Consider the following 17,276-nt stretch of genomic DNA (forward strand, 5'->3'; position numbering starts at 1 on the left):
ACTCCCTCGGCAGCGGTCAGGCGGCGTCCGCGCCGAGGGAGGCGCCCCGCCGGACGACGACGGGCGAGCCGTCCGCGACGAAGGCGGAGAACGGCTCCCCGGCCAGGCTCTCGACGAAGGGCCGGCCGTACACCTGCTCGACGTCGCACTCCAGGGCAGGGTCTCGGGCCTGCCGGACCTGCCAGCTCGGGTGCTCCACGCGGTACTCGACGGTGCCGCCGCCGCGCTGCGCCGCGTAGCCCCAGTAGTGCTCGGTGACGAACTCCTCCTGGGAGCCCGGCACGAGCGGCTGCGCAGGGCCCTCGGTCGTGGCGCGCAGGTGGTGCCAGGCCCTGGCGTCGTGCCAGGAGTACTCGACCAGGCCGCCCGGCGTGACCTCGCCGTCGTGCAGGTCGATCCGGTGCCGCATGGGCCGCGCGACGTAGTTCTCGCCGTAGACGACGCGCGCGACCGTAGCCAGGGCCCACCGGGGCACGATCTCCCGGACGAAGACGACGCCGCGCCGCCAGCCGTCGTCGGCCCGGCGGCGGACGTAGAACCGCAGGTTGATCTCGTCGAAGTCGCGGTGGAACGGGACGGGGACGCCGAGCAGGCGGGTGTCGAGGAACTGGAAGCCGACCATGCTCACGAGGTGCCGGCCGTCCCAGGTGTCGAGCTCGACCCCTGGCGGCACGAGCGGCCGCAGCACGTCGGGGTCGATCTCGTAGCTGAGCATCACCAGCCGCCGCCACTCGGCCGAGAGGAACAGGCCGGTCTGCCCCGCCGGGCGCGCATCTGCCGTGGTCACGCCCACGAACGTACCAACCACTCGCGCCCCTCGCGGCTGGTGGGCTGCCGCGGCTGGTGCGGGTGGTCGGTAGAAGGTCAGGTGGTCGGCAGCTCGAACAACCGATCACCTGACCTTCTACCGACCATCTGACGTACTGCCGATCACGCGCGCTCAGCCTCTCCTGTCCTGGTCGCTCCTGGGCGGGCGAAATTCATGGGGAGGTATACGCTCGGTAAGCCGGGGTCATGAAGTGGCTCCAGGTCCGGTTGGATCTGGAGGTCAGCATGCGTCCAGGCAGTAAATCCCCCCTCGCCCTCGCCGAGAAGGCCGCGGACGGTTCACGGTTGCCGTCGCTCTCGCTGGCCGAGGTGGCCGGTTCCCTCGGTCTCGGCACCAGCCTGCTGGTCGGCCGTTTCCGCGTGGGCGTCGCCTCGGGGTGCTGGTGGTGGTCCGACGAGGTCTACGCCATGCACGACTGGAAGCCGCACGAGGTGCAGCCGAGCCTGGACGCGCTCCGGTCCCGCAAGCACCCCGACGACCGGGCCCGCGTGGTCCGGACCGTGACCGACGCCCTGCGCGCCGGGCGGCCCTTCGCGTGCGCGCACCGCATCGTCGACACGAGCTCCCGCACCCGTTCGGTCGTGGTGATCGGTCAGGGGCGGCGGTGCGTCGAGGACGGCTCCCTGGAGGTGGCCGGCTACGTGCTGGACGTGACTCCGGTCCAAGAGGAGGCCCTGCACCGCCGGACCCAGGGGAGCGTGGACCGGGCGTTCGTCAGCCAGGCCGTCATCGAGCAGGCCAAGGGGATCGTCGTCGCCGTCCGCGGTGTGGCGGACGACGTCGCCGAGCGCGCCCTGCGCGACGTCGCGACCGCGACGGGGATCTCGCTGCAGGCCGCGGCCGAGCAGGTGGTGGAGGCGCTCCGGACGGACACCGGGACGCCGGGCGTCTCGGGCGCCGCCCTGACGCGGGTGCTCGACGCCGTCGTGCCGGTCGGGCGGCCCCGCCGGCACGACGCGCTCCTGACCCGGCGCACGATGGCGAGCTGAGTCGCCGCCGGCGCCGGGTCAGGTCAGCCGATGCCGATCGAGCCGACCGCGATCCCGACCACGAGCATGACCAGCGACACCACGACGGCCCGCCACAGGACCTTCTTGTGGTGGTCGCCCAGGTTCACGCCAGCGAGCGAGATGAGCAGCAGGATCGCGGGCACCAGCGGGCTCTGCATGTGCACGACCTGACCGGTGATCGACGCGCGCGCCATGTCGACCGGGTCGATGCCGAAGGCCGCCGCGCTCTCCGCGAGCACCGGGAGGATGCCGAAGTAGAAGGCGTCGTTCGACAGGAAGAACGTCATCGGGATGCTCAGCAGCCCCGTGATCACCGCCGAGAACGCGCCGAGCTGGTCGGGGATGCTGCCCGACACCCACGCGGCCATGGCGTCGACCATGCCCGTGCCCTCCAGGACGCCGATCAGCACGCCCGCCGTGAGCACCATCGACACCACGCCGACGATCGAGGGGGCGTGGGCCACGATGCGCTGCGCCTGGTCGGAGACCCGGGGGAAGTTCGCGATGACCGCGACGGCGCTGCCGGCCATGAAGACGTACGCCAGCGGCAGCACGTCCGCGACGAGCAGCACCATCACGACGGTCGTCAGCGCGAGGTTGAACCAGAACATCTTCGGGCGCAGGGTCGAGCGCTGCGGGTCGAGCATGCTGTCCGCCATGGCGGTGTCGTCCGGCTTCACGAGCGTCTGGATGGCGACGGTCGAGATGCGCTCCACCTGGGTGACGGTCCCGCCGCCGTGCCCGCCGTCGTGCGCGCCGCCCGAACCCGAACCCGAACCCGAACCCGAACCGAGGCCGGAACCGCCGGCCTCGCCTGCGCGCATGCCCTCCCCGGGCAGGTCGATCGTGCCGAGACGGCGCCGCTCCAGCAGGCCGAGGTGCCACGAGAACGCGAAGATGACGACCAGCCCGGCCAGCAACGAGGGCACCATCGGCACGAACACGTCGCTCGGCGACAGGTCGAGGGCCGCGGCGGCGCGGGCGGTCGGACCGCCCCAGGGCAGGATGTTCATGGCGCCGTTCGCCAGGCCCGCGACGCAGGTGAGCACCACGGGGCTCAGGCCGAGGCGCAGGTAGATCGGCAGCATGGCGCTGGTGACCACGATGAAGGTCGTGGAGCCGTCGCCGTCGAGCGAGATCACCGCCGCCAGGAGGGCGGTACCCACGACGACCTTGACCGGGTCGTGGCCCACCAGGCGCAGGATGACGCGCACGAGCGGGTCGAACAGCCCGACGTCGATCATCAGGCCGAAGTAGATGATGGCGAACATCAGCAGGGCGGCGGTGGGGGCGAGGCCCCCGATGGCGTCCAGCGCCATGTCACCGATCCCGAGGCCGGCGCCGGCGAACAGGCCGAAGACCGTGGGGACGATGATGAGCGCGAGGACCGGGGTCATGCGCTTGGTCATGATCAGCACCATGAAGGTGGCGACCATTCCGAATCCGAGCAGAACAAGCACGGGAGACTCCTTCGTCTGGCCGGCTGGGGGGCGGCGGGTGCGATAACCCGGTCACCCTAGGAACGGGTCGCCCGTCGCCGCGCGCTACTGCGCGTTCTGGCGGAATACCGCACAGAACTCGTTGTGCGCGTTCTGCTCACGGGTGGTCGCGGCCGTCCGCGTGGTTAGCATGCGAGCATGCCGACGACGCACCCCCGGGGAACGCCGCCCGGGGGACGCCCGGCCACCCCGCGCACCACCTCGCTCGCCACTCCGCCAACCATCCCGTTCACCACCCAGGTCAACCGGTCGATCGTGGCCGCGATGATCGTGGTGTCCCTCATCACGCTCGGCCTGTTCGCGGTCACCGGGTTCAACCGGCTCGTGCAGCAGACCCAGGAGTCCGCGCTGCGCATCGCCCAGACCGTGGCGCAGACCCCCGAGGTTCGGGCCGGCGCCGAGGACGAGTCGGAGCGGCAGCCGCCGTCGACCGACGCCGAGCTCGTCGCCGGCACCCTCGACGACTACGCCCGAGAGGTCGAGGGCCGCACCGGCGCCCTGTTCGTGGTGATCACCGACGACACCGGGCGGCGCCTCGCGCATCCCGTCCCCGGCGAGATCGGCGACCCCGTCTCCACCAGCCCCGACGCCGCGCTGCGCGGCGAGGAGACGGTGAGCTGGGAGCGCGGCACCCTCGGCGTCTCGGCGCGGGCCAAGGTCCCCGTCTACGGGCTCGACAGCCCCGACACGGTGGTGGGAGAGGTGAGCGTCGGGCTGCCGCCCACCGAGGTGTGGTCCACCGTGCTGGCCGACGCCGTCCCGGTGGTGCTCTCGACGGCGCTCGCGCTCGGGGTCGGCGGGCTGCTCGCCCGGTTCATCACGCGCCGGCTGCGCGAGAAGACCCTCGGCCTCCAGCCCGAGGAGCTGCTCGCGCTGGTCCACGACCAGCAGGCCGTGCTGCAGGGGGTCGACGACGGCGTGGTCGGGCTCTCGGCCGACGACGTCGTCACCGTGTGCAACGACCGCGCCGCGGCCCTCCTGGGCCTGGACGACCCGGTGGGGCGCCGGGTCGAGGAGGCGGTCGGGCACGCGGGCGTCGTCGAGCGGATCAAGGGTGCCCGGTCGTTAGGGCCGACGACGGCGGACGATCCCGACGTCGGACACGACGCCCCGCCGGCCCCGCCGCTCGTCGTGTACGGGCGACTCGTCTACGTCGACGTGCACGACGTGCGGCGCGAGGGCCGGCTGCTCGGGCGCGTGGTGATCGTGCGCGACGTGACGGCGGTCGAGGACCTGACCCGCCGCCTGACCGCCGTCGGCACGCTGGCCGGAGCGCTCCGGGAGCAGCGGCACGAGTTCGCCAACCGCATCCACGTGGTGACCGGCCTGGTGCGCGCCGGGGACACGACCGAGGCCCTCGACTACCTGGACCGCATCGGCGAGCACGGCCCGGTGCGCTTCCCCGTCGCCAACGCGGGCCTCGTCCGGGAGCCCTACCTGCAGGCGTTCCTCGGCGCGAAGGCGCTGGAGGCAGAGCGCCAGGGGGTGACGCTCCGCATCGGCCCCGACGCCGACGTGAGCGGTTCGCTGCTGCACCCCGAGGACGTCACCACCGTGCTCGGCAACCTCGTGGACAACGGCATCGCGGCGGCCGTGGCCTCGGAGCGCGCTCCCCGCTGGGTCGAGGTGGAGGCCCTCCGGCACGGCGACGAGCTGCATCTGTCGGTCATGGACTCCGGCGACGGCGCGGCGGCCGACCCGTTCGCGCCGGAGCCCCGACCTGCGGAGCCAGAGCCGGGGGAGCCAGGCCCGGGGGAGGCCGGCGCCGCCGGCCCGGCGCACGGCCACGGCATCGGGCTGCGCCTCTCGGCCGACGTCGCGCGACGGCACGGCGGCGAGCTGCGGCTCGCGATGGGCCGCACCGAGCGGCACGGCGCGGTCTTCGTGGCTCGCCTGGACCACCAGTTCGAACAGGAGGACGGCCGATGAGCACGTCGAAGGACACCGGTCCCGCGGTGCGGTTCCGCGTCGTCGTGGTCGACGACGACTTCCACGTCGCCCGGCTGCACACCCGCATCGTCGAGTCGGTCGAGGGCTTCGGGGTGGTCGCGACCGCGGGTACGGCGGCGCAGGCCGCCGCGGCGATCGAGGCCGAGCGCCCCGACCTCGTGCTGGCCGACATCTACCTGCCCGACGGTTCCGGGCTCGACCTCATCGCCGGGCGCGACGTCGACGCCATCGTGCTCTCGGCCGCCGTCGCCACCGCCGCCGTGCGCAAGGCCCTGCAGCGCGGGGCGTTCGGCTACCTCATCAAACCCTTCGCCGACGACGACCTCACCGAGCTGCTGCGCGCCTACGGCCGCTACCGCAACCTGGTCGACTCCCAGGCCGAGCTCGACCAGGAGGCCGTCGACCGCGCGCGCCGGGTGCTGCACGGCGCGGGTGCCCGCGACGGCGCCTCGCGCCGGTCGCCCACCGAGACCGCGGTGCTGGGCGCGCTCGCCGAGGCCGGGGCCGCGCTCTCGGCCCCGATGGTCGCCGACCGGGTCGGGGTCTCGCGGGCGACGGCCCAGCGCTACCTCTCGGCGCTCGCCCACCAGGGCCACCTCGTGGTCGAGCTCCGGTACGGCTCGACGGGCCGCCCCGAGCACCGGTACCGCACGGCCGGGCGCACCTAGGTCGGGGGTCGCGCACACCCGCCCGCGCCCAGCCGCCTGCGCGCGGCACGGCAAGGGGGCCGCGCGCCTCGTCGCGCGCGACCCCCGGTCAGTGCCCGGTGCCGGTCACCGGGTCTGGGCCCACCAGGTGTCGAAGTCGACGCCCCTCTCCTTCGCGAGCCGTTCCAGCCGGGCCTTGGTCGGGGGCTGGAAGAGCTTCGGCTCGATCGAGCGGTCCGCGGCGGCGTACTTCTGCTGGAGCTTCGCCTGCGCCGCCGCGCCGTCCCGGGCCTCGGCGAGCACAGCGGGGGTCGCCGCGACGCTCGCGCCGGTCAGCACGCCGCTGACCAGCGGCAGGTAGCCGTTGGAGTGGCCGAGGCGGTTGGGGTGGTAGGACTCCTGGACGGGGCTCGAGAAGCCGTTGATCCACTCGGTCGAGTCGCACACGGCGTGGCCGGTGAACCGGCTGACCGGGTCGACGAACGTGAACCCCCGGGCGGAGGCGGCGCTCCGGGTGACCGAGTTGATGAGCACGACGGCGTCGTTGAGCGCCGCCTCGTCCTCCGGGCTGAAGAAGGTCGCCACGTTGCAGTCCTCGCCCATGAAGATCTTCGGGTAGCCGACGACGACCACCTTCGCGTTCGGCGCCCTCGTCCGGATGGACGCGTAGAGGGTGCTGAGCCGGCCGGGAAGGGCGCTGGAGATGAACGACCGTGCCCCGGCGACCGCCCCGGCGCAGTCGCTGGCCCATGCCGGGAGGGCGCACTCGGTCAGCACGTCGGCGAACCCGGCGTCGTTGCCGCCCACCGAGATCGTGACGTACGTCGTGGTCGAGGTCAGGGCGCTGAGCTGGCTGCTCGTCACGTCGGACACGACCGCACCCGAGCAGGCCCGGAAGTTGAGGCTGTAGCCCTTGGCGGCCGCCGTCAGGCTGGCGTAGGCGTAGGTCGAGCGCAGGCACTCGGTGCCGTCGGCGATGTAGCTCCGGGTGCCGGTGCCCGAGGAGTAGGAGTCGCCCAGGGCGACGTAGGACCCGGCGGCGGCGGACTGGGCGGCGGACGAGGGCGGGGCCGGCGTCGTGACCAGCCCGACGGTGACGAGGCTCGTCGCCGCGACGGCGGCGAGGACGCGGAACAGGCGTTGCTTCATGAGGCAGCTCCCTGATGGTCCGTCGGGCCACGGCAGTTGTGTCCCGATCGCTCCATTTATAGGATATTTCACCCTCGCTACACAATGGCTGGCGCATGAATAATTCAAGACTTCGTCAGTTGTGCGCCATTTCTTGGTGGGCGCCCGGTCCGCTGTCCGTCCCCCGGGGGCTAGGGCCTCGGGGGGCGAGCGAACGGTCCGTCCAGCACCGCCCACTGCAGGAGCAGGATGGTCTTGCCGTCGACGATGCGGCCGTCGCGAACCATGGCGAGGGCCTCCGCGAACGGGACCTCCAGCACCTCGATGTCCTCGCCGTCCTTCTCGAGGCCGCCGCCGGCCCCCGTCCGGTCGGCCGGCGTGTAGGGGGCGGCGTAGAAATGGAGGCGCTCGGTCACGGAGCCCGGGCTCATGTACGCGTCGAGGACGTGGGTGAGCTCCCCGAGCGTGACGCCCAGCTCCTCGGTGCTCTCGCGGCGGATCGCCGTAATCGGGTCGTCGGCGTCGAGCAGCCCGGCGGCGGCCTCGACGAGCATGCCGTCGGGGTGCTCGTTGACGTAGGCCGGATAGCGGAACTGGCGGGTCAGTAGCACGCGGCCGCGGCCGACGTCGTAGGGCAGCACGACGGCGCCGTCGCCCCGGTCGTAGGTCTCGCGCTGCTGCGTCTCCCACCGCCCGTCGCGCCGCCGGTGGTCGAACGTCGTGCGCCGCAGAACATGCCAGCCCTGCGAGGTGAGCTCGACGTCGCGCACCACGACGGCGGGGTTGCGGTCCAGACCCCGCCCCGCTTGGTCGAGGCCCGTGCGTCCGCGGTGGTCCGGCACGTCGATACCGGGGCGGCCCGTCATGCGATCCCCTGCGGGGTGAGGCGGGGGATCTCGGCCACGTCGTGGTAGACGGGCAGGCCGCGCCGCCGGGCGATCGCGACGTCCTGGTCGGCCCCGGCGGACTCGCCGGGCAGCCGCAGCACCGCGTCGCAGCGGGCGAGCAGGCGTTCGGCGGCCGGGTACAGGACGTCGTCGGCCAGGGGGTCGGTGGCGCCGGCGCCGGCGGAGCGCAGCACGGGCAGGGCCACCCACTCGCCGATCATCGGGAGGTGGCCGGCGGCGAACACCGGCCACGCGGCGGCCTCCAGCCGGGCGAGGTTGGACGCCATGGCCCGGGGGTCGTTGCCGGTGCCGGAGCGGTAGGGGCCGGCGATGAGGATGAGCAGGGGCTTGTCGGTCACGGGTGCTACCGTACATGCAGAAACGTGCAACAACGAGAAAGAGTGTGGACATGCTGGCTGCTGAACGACGGGAGCACCTGCTCGGGCTGCTGGCCCGCGAGGGCAAGATCGTCGCCAAGGACGTGGCCGCCGACCTGGGCATATCCGAGGACAGCGTGCGGCGCGACCTGCGCGACCTCGCCGCCGACGGGCTGGTCCAGCGCGTCTACGGCGGCGCACTCCCGGTCTCGCCGGCGGTGGTCGACTACGCGGCGCGGCAGACCGTGGCCCCCGACGGCAAGCGTGCGGTCGCCTCGGTCGCCGCCGGGCTGGTACGTCCCGGCGGGGCGGTGATCCTCGACGGCGGCACCACCGCCCTCGCGGTCGCCCGGGCACTCCCGCCGGACCTGGGGTGCACCGTGATCACGCACAGCCCGACCATCGCCGTCGCGCTGCTCGACCACCCGGCCGCGGAGGTCTTCCTGCTGGGCGGCCGGGTCTTCAAGCACTCGGCGGTCGCCTACGGCGCCGCCGCGGTCGAGGCGGCGCAGAACGTCTCCGCCGACCTCTGCCTGCTCGGCGTCACCGGCGTGCACCCCGAGGCCGGCCTGACCACCGGCGACGCGGAGGAGGCCGCGATGAAGCGGGCCCTGTCGGCACGGGCCGCCGAGACCTACGTCCTCGCGTCGTCGGAGAAGATCGGGACGGCGTCGCGGTTCCGGGTGCTGCCCTGGGAGAAGGTCAGCGGGGTGATCACCGACGCCGACCCGAGCGACCCCGTCGTCAAGGAGATCCGGGCGTTGGGCGTGGAGGTCCTTGCCGCGGGCTGATGTCGTGGGTCGTCAGAGCCGGGCGGCCCGTCGTGGGGGCGTCGTCGTCCGATCGTGGGCGTTCGGCGCCGAGACGCTCGCCAGGAGGGCGAGCGCGTCCGCGGACGGCTCGTCGGCGGGCGTGTAGACCTCGAGCCGGTGGTCGGGGCTGTCGGCCTGGAGCCAGATCTGGTAGTCGACGCGCAGCTCACCGACCAGGGGGTGCCGCATGCGCTTCGTCCCGGACGTGCACTCCCCGACGTGCCCGCCGGCCCAGAGCGCGGCGAAGTCGGCGTCCCGCATGCACAGCTCGCCCACGAGCTCCGCGAGCCGCTTGTCGCCCGGGTACTTGCCGCTGATGAGACGCAGGTAGGCGATGTAGGTCCGGGCCTCTGCCCGCCAGTCGGGGTAGAGGCCCCTGACCTGTGGGTCGAGGAACAGCAGCCGCGGCAGTGACGGGTACGTGCCCGGGTTCTCGGTGCTGTCGAACGGTACGTGCGAGGCCAGCAGAGCGTGTCCCAGGGGCGTCCACGCCAGCACGTCGTTGCGGCGTCCCAGGAGGACGGCGGGGTGGTCCGACAGCGCGTCGAGCATGGCGAGGGAGCGCGGGTCCGGCCGCTCCGGGCGGCTGCGCGGGGCGGCCCGGCCGGGCCGGGGCTGCGCCAGGTCCATCAGGTGCTCGGTCTCGACGTCGTTCAGCGCCAGCGCCCTGGCCAACGCCAGGAGCACCTCGTTCGAGGCGTTCCGCGCCGCGCCCTGCTCCAGCCGCACGTAGTAGGCGGCGCTCACCCCGGCGAGCTGGGCCACCTCCTCGCGGCGGAGCCCGGGGACACGACGCCGCTTGCCCCAGCTCCGCACTCCCGCGGCCTCGGGGTCCAGCGCGGCGCGGCGGGACCGCAGGAACTCGCCCAGGCTCCCGGAGCCGTGCGCATCGTTCGTGCCTGCGGCGGATACACCCCCGGCGGCCATACCCCCGGCAGTCACGTCTCCGACAGTCATGCCGTCGACAGTAGGCCACCACGCCCCGGCGCAGCCTGTCCCTGTCGGTGGTAGGACCCCGGTGCGCACGACCGACAGGCATCTGGCTGCACCACCAGGGTGCGCCGCACGGTGGGGCCATGTCAGTCTCGCGTCCGCACCAGGACCCACCAGCCCGCTCCTACCCGCCCGCGCTCGTGCTGCTCACCCTCGCCGCCGGGGCGTTCGGCATCGGCACCACCGAGTTCGCCGTCTCCGGCCTGCTGCCGGGCATCGCCGCCGAGTTCGACGTGTCGTTCTCGACCGCCGGATGGGCGGCGACCCTCTATGCCCTCGGGGTGTTCGTGGGCGCCCCGCTGCTCATCGTCGTGGGCAGGCGGTTCGAGCAGAGACGGTTCCTCCTCGTGCTGATGGCCCTCTTCGTCGTCGGCAACCTCGCCACCGCCCTCGGGTCCACGTTCGGCCTGGTCCTGGCCGGGCGGGTCGTGACCGCGCTGGCGCACGGGGCGTTCCTGGGGACCGGCTCGATCCTGGCCTCCCGCGTGGTGCCGGCCCACCGGAGGACCCGGGCGATCGCCTTCATGTTCACGGGCCTGACGCTGGCGACGCTCGTCGGCGCGCCGATCGCCACCTGGGTGTCGACCACCTGGTCCTGGCGCGTCTCGTTCCTCGGCATCGGCGCGATCGGAGTCGTCACCCTCGCCTGCATCCTGCTCTGCATCCCCCGCGGCACGGCCGGCGAGCCGCTCCGCCTCGGCGCCGAGCTGCGCGCGCTGCGGAACCCGCAGCTCCTGCTCGCCATGCTCGTCACGATCCTCGGCCCGGCCGGGTTCTTCACGTCGATCACCTACATCGCCCCGATCACGCTCGACGTGACCGGCACCCCCGAGAGCTGGATCACGCTCTACCTGACGGTGTTCGGGCTCGGGCTGTTCATCGGCAACATCGTCGGCGGCAGGCTCGCGGACATCAACCTCATGGGCCTCCTGACGGGAAGCCTGGCGATGCTCACGGCGGTGCTGCTCCTGTTCTGGCTCGCCGCGGGCAGCGTGGTGGTCACCCTGGTCGCCGTCTTCCTGATGGCCGCCACCGGGTTCGCCACCGTCTCGCCCATCCAGCGGCTCGTGATGGAGCGTGCCGAACGCGCCGGGGCGCCCAACCTCGCGGCCTCGATGAACATCGGCATGTTCAACCTCGGCAACGCGATCGGCGCGTGGCTGGGTGGCGTCGTCATCGACGCGGGCCTCGGCAGCGCGAGCCCCAACCTCGCGGGAGCCGCGCTCGCCGGCGCCGCCCTCGTCGTCGCCCTGCTCATCGCACGCCGGGCTCGGAACGACAGCGCCCGCGACATCACGCACGACGACCCGGCGGCCGCGACGACCGTGTGACGGGTGCGGGCCTCCGGCGCCGGGACGGTAGGTTAGGTTCGCCTTACTCACTACCGCCGTCGGAGGTCATCATTCGTACCAGGGCCCGCAGGGAACCGCTCCGGCGCCGGACCCTCCGCCGGCAGCGCGGCCGTGTCGCCGGGTCGGCGCTCTTCCTCATGGGGCACCAGTCGTGCGAGGCCCTCGTGCCCGTGGCCGTCGGCATCGCCATCGACGCCGCCGTGGTCAGCGGCAGCGTGCCACGCCTGCTCCTGAGCCTGGCCGGCCTCACCCTGCTGTTCACGCTGCTCTTCACCTGCTACCGCTGGTTCTCGCGGCTCGGCGACGGGGCCGTGATCGACGAGAGCCACGCGCTGCGGGCCGAGCTCGCCACCCGCGTCCTGACGCCCGGCGCCGCCCGCCGGCGCCAGCACGGCGAGCTGCTCACGATCGCCTCCTCCGACGCCGACCAGGCCGCGCGCAGCATCATCTGGTTCGCCGGGCTGTTCGGCGCGGGCGCGGCGCTCGCGGTCAGCTGCGCGGTGCTGCTGAGCATCGACCTGCTGCTGGGCGCGGTGCTGATCGGCACCGCCGTCGTCGTCACCCTCGGGCTCAACGCGCTCTCCCCGCTGATCTCGCGCCGGATCACCGACCAGCAGCAGACGCTCGCCGGTGCCTCCGCCCTGGCGACCGACCTCGTCGCGGGCCTGCGGGTGCTGCACGGCCTGGGCGCGCAGGAGCCCGCCGCCGCCCGCTACCGCACCGCCAGCCGTGCCGCCGAGGAGGCGGGCGTCCGCGCGGGGTCGGCCAAGGCGCTCCAGCAGGGCGCGACGGTGCTGGCCGCGACCGTCGTGCTCGCCGTCTCCGTGGGGTTCGCCGGGCTGCTGGCGCTCGACGGCACGATCACCGTCGGCGCCTTCGTCTCCGCGGTGGGCGTCGCGCAGTTCATCGCCGAGCCGCTGACCGGCGTCGGCTTCTACCTGCAGGTCGGCGCCGCCGCCAAGGCCAGCGCGCGCCGGGTGCGGTCCGCGCTGGGCGACGCGCTCGCCGGGCCGCAACCCGCCGAGGAGAAGCCCGCCGCGACCGTGCACCCGCTCGATGTTTCCGCCGGCGAGTTCGTCGGCATCGTGGCCGGGCCCGACGACGTCGAGCGAGTTACCAGCGCTCTCCGGCTGCCGGCCGGGGCCACGGTGCACGTCGAGCCGCACCACCCCGACCTGTTCGCCGGCTCGATCGGCGAGAACCTCGCGCTGGGCCGCGCGGGCGACGGGGCCGGACTGGCCGCCGATACCAGCCCGGCCGGGAAGATCAACGCCCAGCCCACCGCGTCCATCGATACGGCGATCAACGCGGCGATCGACGCCGCCGGCGCCCGCGACTTCGTCGACGCCCAGCCCGGCGGCCTCGACGCGAGGGTGTACGACCGCGGGCTCTCCCTGTCGGGCGGCCAGCGCCAGCGGCTCGTCCTCGCGCGGGCGCTGCACACCGACGCGGACGTCCTGGTGCTCGTCGAGCCCACGACCGCCGTCGACTCGGTGACCGAGGAGGCCGTCGCCGACGGCATCCGCTCGCTGCGCCACCACCGCGACGGCCCCGTCCGCACCACGGTCGTGGTCACGAGCAGCCCGGTGCTGCTCGCCCGCGCCGACCGGGTGGTCCTCGTCGACGACGGGACGCCCCACACCGTCGGCACCCACCGGGAGCTGCTCGACGGCAACACCATCTACCGCGAGCGGGTGCTGCGATGACGGGAAACTCGATGTCGGAAACCTCGATGACGGACAGTTCCCCGGGCGTCGAGCGCCTTCCCCTGGCCTCCGCGCGCGGCGTCTGGGGGTCCGTGCGCCGCTACGTCCGTCCGCACCGGACACTGACCGCCACCACGATCTTCCTGGCGGCCCTCGCCGCGCTGTCGGGTCTCGTCGCCCCCTGGGCCATCGGCGTCCTGGTCGACACCGTCCTGGCGGGCGGCGAGGTGCGCGACGTCGTCGTGGTCGCGGCCTCGGTCGCCGCGGCCGGCGTGCTCGCCGCCGGGCTCACCGCGGCGAGCGGCGCGCTGGTCTCCCGGATCGGCCAGCGGGTCCTCGCGCGCATGCGTGAGGACGTCGTCGCCACCGCGCTGCGGCTCCCGTCCGGGCGGGTCGAGCGGACCGGGCGCGGGGACCTCCTCAGCCGGGTCGGGGACGACGTCGCCGTCGTCAGCGAGCTGGTCGCCGGGCTGCTGGCGCCCTGGGTCGGCGCGGTGCTCACGGTCGCGCTGACGCTCGTGGGCCTGTTCGCGCTGGACCCGTGGCTCGCCGTCGCCGGCCTCACCGCGATCCCGGTCTACGTGCTGGCGCTGCGCTGGTACCTGCCGCGGGCGGCGCCGCGCTACGCCGCGGAGCGCGCCGCTTTCGGCGACCGGGCGGAGGCGCTCGTCTCCTCGCTGGAGGGGCTGCCCACGGTGCACGCCTACCACGTGGAGGAGGTGCACGCCGCCGGCATCACGCGGTCCTCGGACCGGGCGCGGAAGATCTCCCGGGACGTGCTGTGGTTCAGCACGGGCTGGGGCAAGTGGCTCAACATCGCCGAGCTCGTCGGGGTCGCGTCGATCATCACCGTGGGGTTCGTCCTCGTGTCGCGCGAGGCGGCGACGATCGGCGCGGTGACCGCGGCCGCGCTGTACTTCCTGCGGCTCTTCAACCCGGTCGGCCTCATCATCTTCACGTTCGACGGCGTCCTGTCGGCGGTCGCGAGCCTGCAGCGGATCGTCGGCGTGATCGAGGCCGGCGCGGACCTCGACGCGGCCTCCCCGGCGCCCGGCCGCCCGGCCGGTGCGGTCTCCGGACAGGGGATCACCCACCGGTACGGCGAGCACGAGGTGCTCCACGACGTGTCCGTCGACCTGGCTCCCGGCGAGCAGGTCGCGCTGGTCGGGGCCAGCGGCGCGGGCAAGTCCACGCTCGCGGTGGTCCTGGCCGGGCTGACGGAGCCGACCGAGGGCACCGTGCGCGTCGACGGCGACCCGGTGTCGGACCTGGCCCGCAGGCACCCCCGCCCCGTCGTCCTCGTGACCCAGGAGGCGCACGTCTTCGCCGGTTCGCTCGCCGACGACCTGCGCCTGGCCCGGGCCGACGCGACCGACGACGACGTCAGCGCCGCGCTGGCGCTCGTCGGCGCCACGGGCTGGGTGACGGGCCTGCCCGAGGGCATCGACACCGTCGTCGGGGAGCTCGGCCACAAGCTCGCCCCCGACCAGGTCGCGCAGGTCGCCCTGGCCCGGGCGGCGCTGGCCGACCCCGCGGTCGTGATCCTGGACGAGGCCACGGCGGAGTCGGGCAGCCGCAGCGCGCGACGGCTCGAGGACGCCGCGTCCGCGGTGCTCGCCGGACGGACCGGACTGGTCGTGGCCCATCGCCTGAGGCAGGCGCAGTCCGCGGACCGGGTGCTCGTGATGGCGGACGGGCGCGTCGTCGAGCAGGGCACCCACGAGGAGCTGATGACCGCCGACGGGCTCTACGCGCGGCTGTGGGCGGCGTACGACGGCGGCGGGGGAGCCCACGGCGACCGTCCCTCGAACCTGTCGGCCTCGCCGACGTACGCCACGTAGCCGTCAGGGCGGACCAGGACGAGGGCGGGGCCGGTGACCCCGATCCTGGCCGCGTCCCGACCGGGGACGGCAACCGTCCGCAGCGGGGCGCCGACGTCCGGCCAGGCGATCTCGGGCAGATCGCCGACTGCTGGCTCGCCGACTGCTGGCCCGCCGACGGCCAGCAGCGTGAAGTGCGGCCCGCGGAGGTGGTCGAAGAGGCGCTGCGGCCCGTCCTGGGGGTCGGTCCACCGCAGGTCGGGCACGCGGTCCCCGGCGGCGAGCCCGCTGGTGCCGACAGCGCCGGCAGCGGCGGCGTCGGCGGCGGGAGCAGCGTCGGCGAGCGGCCCGCCGCGGTAGCTGAGAGTGAGCTGTCGCTCCTCGTCGCCCCGGGCGGTGGCGGCGAGCGGCCGGCCCTTGGTATCGGCGTAGAGCTTGCCGGCCAGGCCGAGCACCCGTGCGGCGACGGGGCGGCGTTCCGCCTCGTAGGTGTCGAGCAGGCTGTCGGGAGCGCCGGCGAGCACCTGGCCCAGCTTCCAGCCGAGGTTGTAGGCGTCCTGCACGCCGGTGTTCAGGCCCTGCGCGCCGGTGGGCGGGTGGACGTGCGCGGCGTCGCCGACGAGGAGCACCCGTCCCTCCCGGTAGCGCTCGGCGAGCCGGGTGTTGGGGCGCCAGACCGAGTGCCAGCGCACGGCGTCCACGCTGATGCGGCGCGTGCCGGGGTAGGCGTGGATGCGGCGCTCGACGGCGTCCCGGCCGGTGTCGGCGTCGCCGTCCGGGGTCAGCTTGACCATGAGCTGGAAGAGGCGCTCGTCGGCGCCGGGCAGGGGGCACAGCGCGAGGAAGCGCCGGGCCGGCCAGATGTGCCAGCGGTCCCTGGAGAGCCCTCGGATCAGCAGGTCGGCGACGATCATGCGGTCACTGTCGTCGGTCGTGCCCTCGAACGCGATGCCGCAGGCCCGCCGGACCGCGCTTCCGCCGCCGTCCGCGCCGACGAGGTAGCGGGCACGGATGTGCCCGGTGCCCGTCGGGGTGTCGACCGTTGCCGTCACCCCGTCGTCGTCCTGGTCCAAAGCGGTCAGCCGGGTGCTGAGCTCGACCCGGCCGCCGAGCGCCTCGACCCGTCGTCGCAGGGCGGCGTCGGTGTCGTGCTGCGCGACCAGCAGCGTGTTCGGGTAGGGCACCGCCTCGCCGGGTTCGTGCAGCGCGAACATGGTGCGGGGCAGCACGACCGGCCCGAGGTGGACGCCGAGCCTCGGGTAGGTGGTGCCGTGGCGGGCGACGTCGTCCAGGACGCCGAGGTCGTCGAGGACCTCCAGGGTCCGTGGCTGGACCCCCTTGGCCCGGGAGCCCGCGAAGGCGTCGTCGGCGGCGCTGATGACGCGAACGCTCACGCCGCGGCGCAGCAGGTCCGCGGCCAGGGTGAGCCCGGCGGGGCCTGCTCCGACGACCAGGACGTCGGCCGGCCCGGTCACGCCGCGCCGCCCTTGGCGTCGTCGCCGAGCACGCGGGCCTGGAGCCCGTCGAGGACGACGTCGAGCCCGTCGTCGAAGCGGTCGGCGATGAGCTGCTCCCGCAGGCCGGCCATCGAACGGATGCCGTCGAGCCCGTTGCTCACCACCATGTCGCGCAGGTACCGGTCGGCGTCGGGGTACCGGGCGTACGGGGTCAGCACGCCGTGCGCCGGATTCAGGGCGTAGCCGAGCACGAAGTTCTTCACGGTGCCGACGGCAAGCGTCACGCGTTCCGGCGCGAGCGGCGGCGCGAGGCCCGGGTCGGTCAGGGCGCGCACGTGCTCGTCCCAGTGGCCGAGCTGGCCCGGCCCGGGCAGCGTTCCCGGCCGTCCCAGGGCGTGGGGGAACCAGGGGTGGGCGCGGTAGCACTCCAGCGTGCCGGTGCCGATCGAGCGCAGCAGGGCCCGCCAGGTGTCGCCGACCGGAGCGTCCTGCTCCGCGAAGACCCGGTCGACCATGAGCTCGACGAGCTGTTCCTTCGTGTCGACGTACCAGTAGAGCGACATCGCCGTGATGCCCAGCTCGCGCGCGACCCGGCGCATCGAGACGTCGTCCAACCCGTCCTGGTCGGCGACCGCGATCGCGGTGCTCGCCAGATCCTCCCTGGAGAACGCCTGCCCCCGTGCGGCCCGTGGCGTGCGCGCGGGCCGTAGCCACACGGACTCGGGGGTGTGGTCACCGGACATCGTCCCAGTTCCTCGGTTCTTCGATCGGTTGTACTCGTACGGGGTTCTCATACGGTGTATGACTAA

Annotated in this window: 15 protein-coding genes; 7 read left to right on the top strand and 8 right to left on the bottom strand. The window is 73.8% G+C overall.

Annotated features, from left to right (window positions below; translation table 11 throughout):
* Nucleotides 1–16 precede the first annotated feature (16 nt).
* On the bottom strand, nucleotides 17–787 hold the full coding sequence (locus FHX71_RS09190; protein ID WP_182615583.1) for a YqjF family protein: 771 nt from the start codon (nucleotides 785–787) through the stop codon (nucleotides 17–19).
* A 227-nt stretch (nucleotides 788–1,014) separates the two neighbouring features.
* Between FHX71_RS09190 and FHX71_RS09195 the strand changes: the two genes are divergently transcribed.
* Nucleotides 1,015–1,818, top strand: coding sequence for a PAS and ANTAR domain-containing protein (locus FHX71_RS09195; protein ID WP_246402408.1), 804 nt, complete (start codon nucleotides 1,015–1,017; stop codon nucleotides 1,816–1,818).
* Between the two features lie 23 nt (nucleotides 1,819–1,841).
* Here the strand turns inward: FHX71_RS09195 and FHX71_RS09200 are convergent, their stop codons facing one another.
* Nucleotides 1,842–3,299 carry a CitMHS family transporter gene (locus FHX71_RS09200; protein WP_182615585.1) on the bottom strand — a complete coding sequence of 486 codons (1,458 nt, stop codon included), beginning with the start codon at nucleotides 3,297–3,299 and terminating at the stop codon, nucleotides 1,842–1,844.
* A gap of 177 nt (nucleotides 3,300–3,476) precedes the next feature.
* Between FHX71_RS09200 and FHX71_RS09205 the strand changes: the two genes are divergently transcribed.
* Nucleotides 3,477–5,267, top strand: a complete 1,791-nt coding sequence (locus tag FHX71_RS09205) for a sensor histidine kinase (protein WP_182615587.1) — start codon at nucleotides 3,477–3,479, stop codon at nucleotides 5,265–5,267.
* A complete protein-coding gene (locus FHX71_RS09210; protein WP_182615589.1) occupies nucleotides 5,264–5,956 on the top strand; it encodes a response regulator in 693 nt (230 codons plus the stop codon). Before FHX71_RS09205 ends, FHX71_RS09210 begins: the two co-directional genes overlap by 4 nt.
* Nucleotides 5,957–6,061: 105 nt before the next feature.
* Here the strand turns inward: FHX71_RS09210 and FHX71_RS09215 are convergent, their stop codons facing one another.
* The 3 genes from FHX71_RS09215 to FHX71_RS09225 all read right to left on the bottom strand — a co-directional run bounded on the left by FHX71_RS09215 (nucleotide 6,062) and on the right by FHX71_RS09225 (nucleotide 8,309).
* Entirely contained in the window at nucleotides 6,062–7,084 is a 1,023-nt protein-coding gene (locus FHX71_RS09215) for an SGNH/GDSL hydrolase family protein (RefSeq protein WP_182615591.1), read from the bottom strand.
* A gap of 170 nt (nucleotides 7,085–7,254) precedes the next feature.
* Nucleotides 7,255–7,929, bottom strand: a complete 675-nt coding sequence (locus FHX71_RS09220; protein ID WP_182615594.1) for an NUDIX domain-containing protein — start codon at nucleotides 7,927–7,929, stop codon at nucleotides 7,255–7,257.
* Nucleotides 7,926–8,309 (bottom strand): DUF4406 domain-containing protein, encoded by a 384-nt coding sequence (locus FHX71_RS09225; RefSeq protein WP_182615596.1) that lies wholly within the window; start codon nucleotides 8,307–8,309, stop codon nucleotides 7,926–7,928. Before FHX71_RS09225 ends, FHX71_RS09220 begins: the two co-directional genes overlap by 4 nt.
* Before the next feature lie 50 nt (nucleotides 8,310–8,359).
* Here FHX71_RS09225 and FHX71_RS09230 point away from each other — a divergent pair, with 50 nt between their 5' ends.
* Entirely contained in the window at nucleotides 8,360–9,118 is a 759-nt protein-coding gene (locus tag FHX71_RS09230; protein WP_182615598.1) for a DeoR/GlpR family DNA-binding transcription regulator, read from the top strand.
* 12 nt (nucleotides 9,119–9,130) lie between these two features.
* On the opposite strand, the gene FHX71_RS09235 is transcribed toward FHX71_RS09230, so the two are convergent.
* Nucleotides 9,131–10,096 carry a helix-turn-helix domain-containing protein gene (locus tag FHX71_RS09235; protein ID WP_246402410.1) on the bottom strand — a complete coding sequence of 322 codons (966 nt, stop codon included), beginning with the start codon at nucleotides 10,094–10,096 and terminating at the stop codon, nucleotides 9,131–9,133.
* Between the two features lie 119 nt (nucleotides 10,097–10,215).
* On the opposite strand from FHX71_RS09235, the gene FHX71_RS09240 reads away from it, so the two are divergent.
* The 3 genes from FHX71_RS09240 (at nucleotide 10,216) to FHX71_RS09250 (ending at nucleotide 15,031) form a co-directional block, all read left to right on the top strand.
* Nucleotides 10,216–11,463 (top strand): MFS transporter, encoded by a 1,248-nt coding sequence (locus tag FHX71_RS09240; protein WP_182615600.1) that lies wholly within the window; start codon nucleotides 10,216–10,218, stop codon nucleotides 11,461–11,463.
* 158 nt (nucleotides 11,464–11,621) lie between these two features.
* Nucleotides 11,622–13,190 (top strand): ABC transporter transmembrane domain-containing protein, encoded by a 1,569-nt coding sequence (locus FHX71_RS09245; protein ID WP_182615603.1) that lies wholly within the window; start codon nucleotides 11,622–11,624, stop codon nucleotides 13,188–13,190.
* A gap of 26 nt (nucleotides 13,191–13,216) precedes the next feature.
* Complete coding sequence (locus FHX71_RS09250) at nucleotides 13,217–15,031, top strand: ABC transporter ATP-binding protein (RefSeq protein ID WP_220489590.1); 1,815 nt, start codon at nucleotides 13,217–13,219, stop codon at nucleotides 15,029–15,031.
* Here FHX71_RS09250 and FHX71_RS09255 read toward each other — a convergent pair.
* The gene (locus FHX71_RS09255) at nucleotides 14,938–16,485 is read right to left on the bottom strand and encodes an FAD-dependent monooxygenase (protein ID WP_182615607.1); all 1,548 of its coding nucleotides are present in this window, start codon (nucleotides 16,483–16,485) and stop codon (nucleotides 14,938–14,940) included. The two genes, FHX71_RS09250 and FHX71_RS09255, sit on opposite strands and share 94 nt — an antisense overlap.
* On the bottom strand, nucleotides 16,482–17,210 hold the full coding sequence (locus FHX71_RS09260) for a TetR/AcrR family transcriptional regulator (protein ID WP_182615609.1): 729 nt from the start codon (nucleotides 17,208–17,210) through the stop codon (nucleotides 16,482–16,484). The genes FHX71_RS09255 and FHX71_RS09260 overlap by 4 nt, the downstream gene beginning before the upstream one ends.
* Between the last annotated feature and the right edge of the window lie 66 nt (nucleotides 17,211–17,276).

It is taken from the genome of Promicromonospora sukumoe, from assembly GCF_014137995.1.
Taxonomy (GTDB): Bacteria; Actinomycetota; Actinomycetes; order Actinomycetales; family Cellulomonadaceae; genus Promicromonospora; species Promicromonospora sukumoe.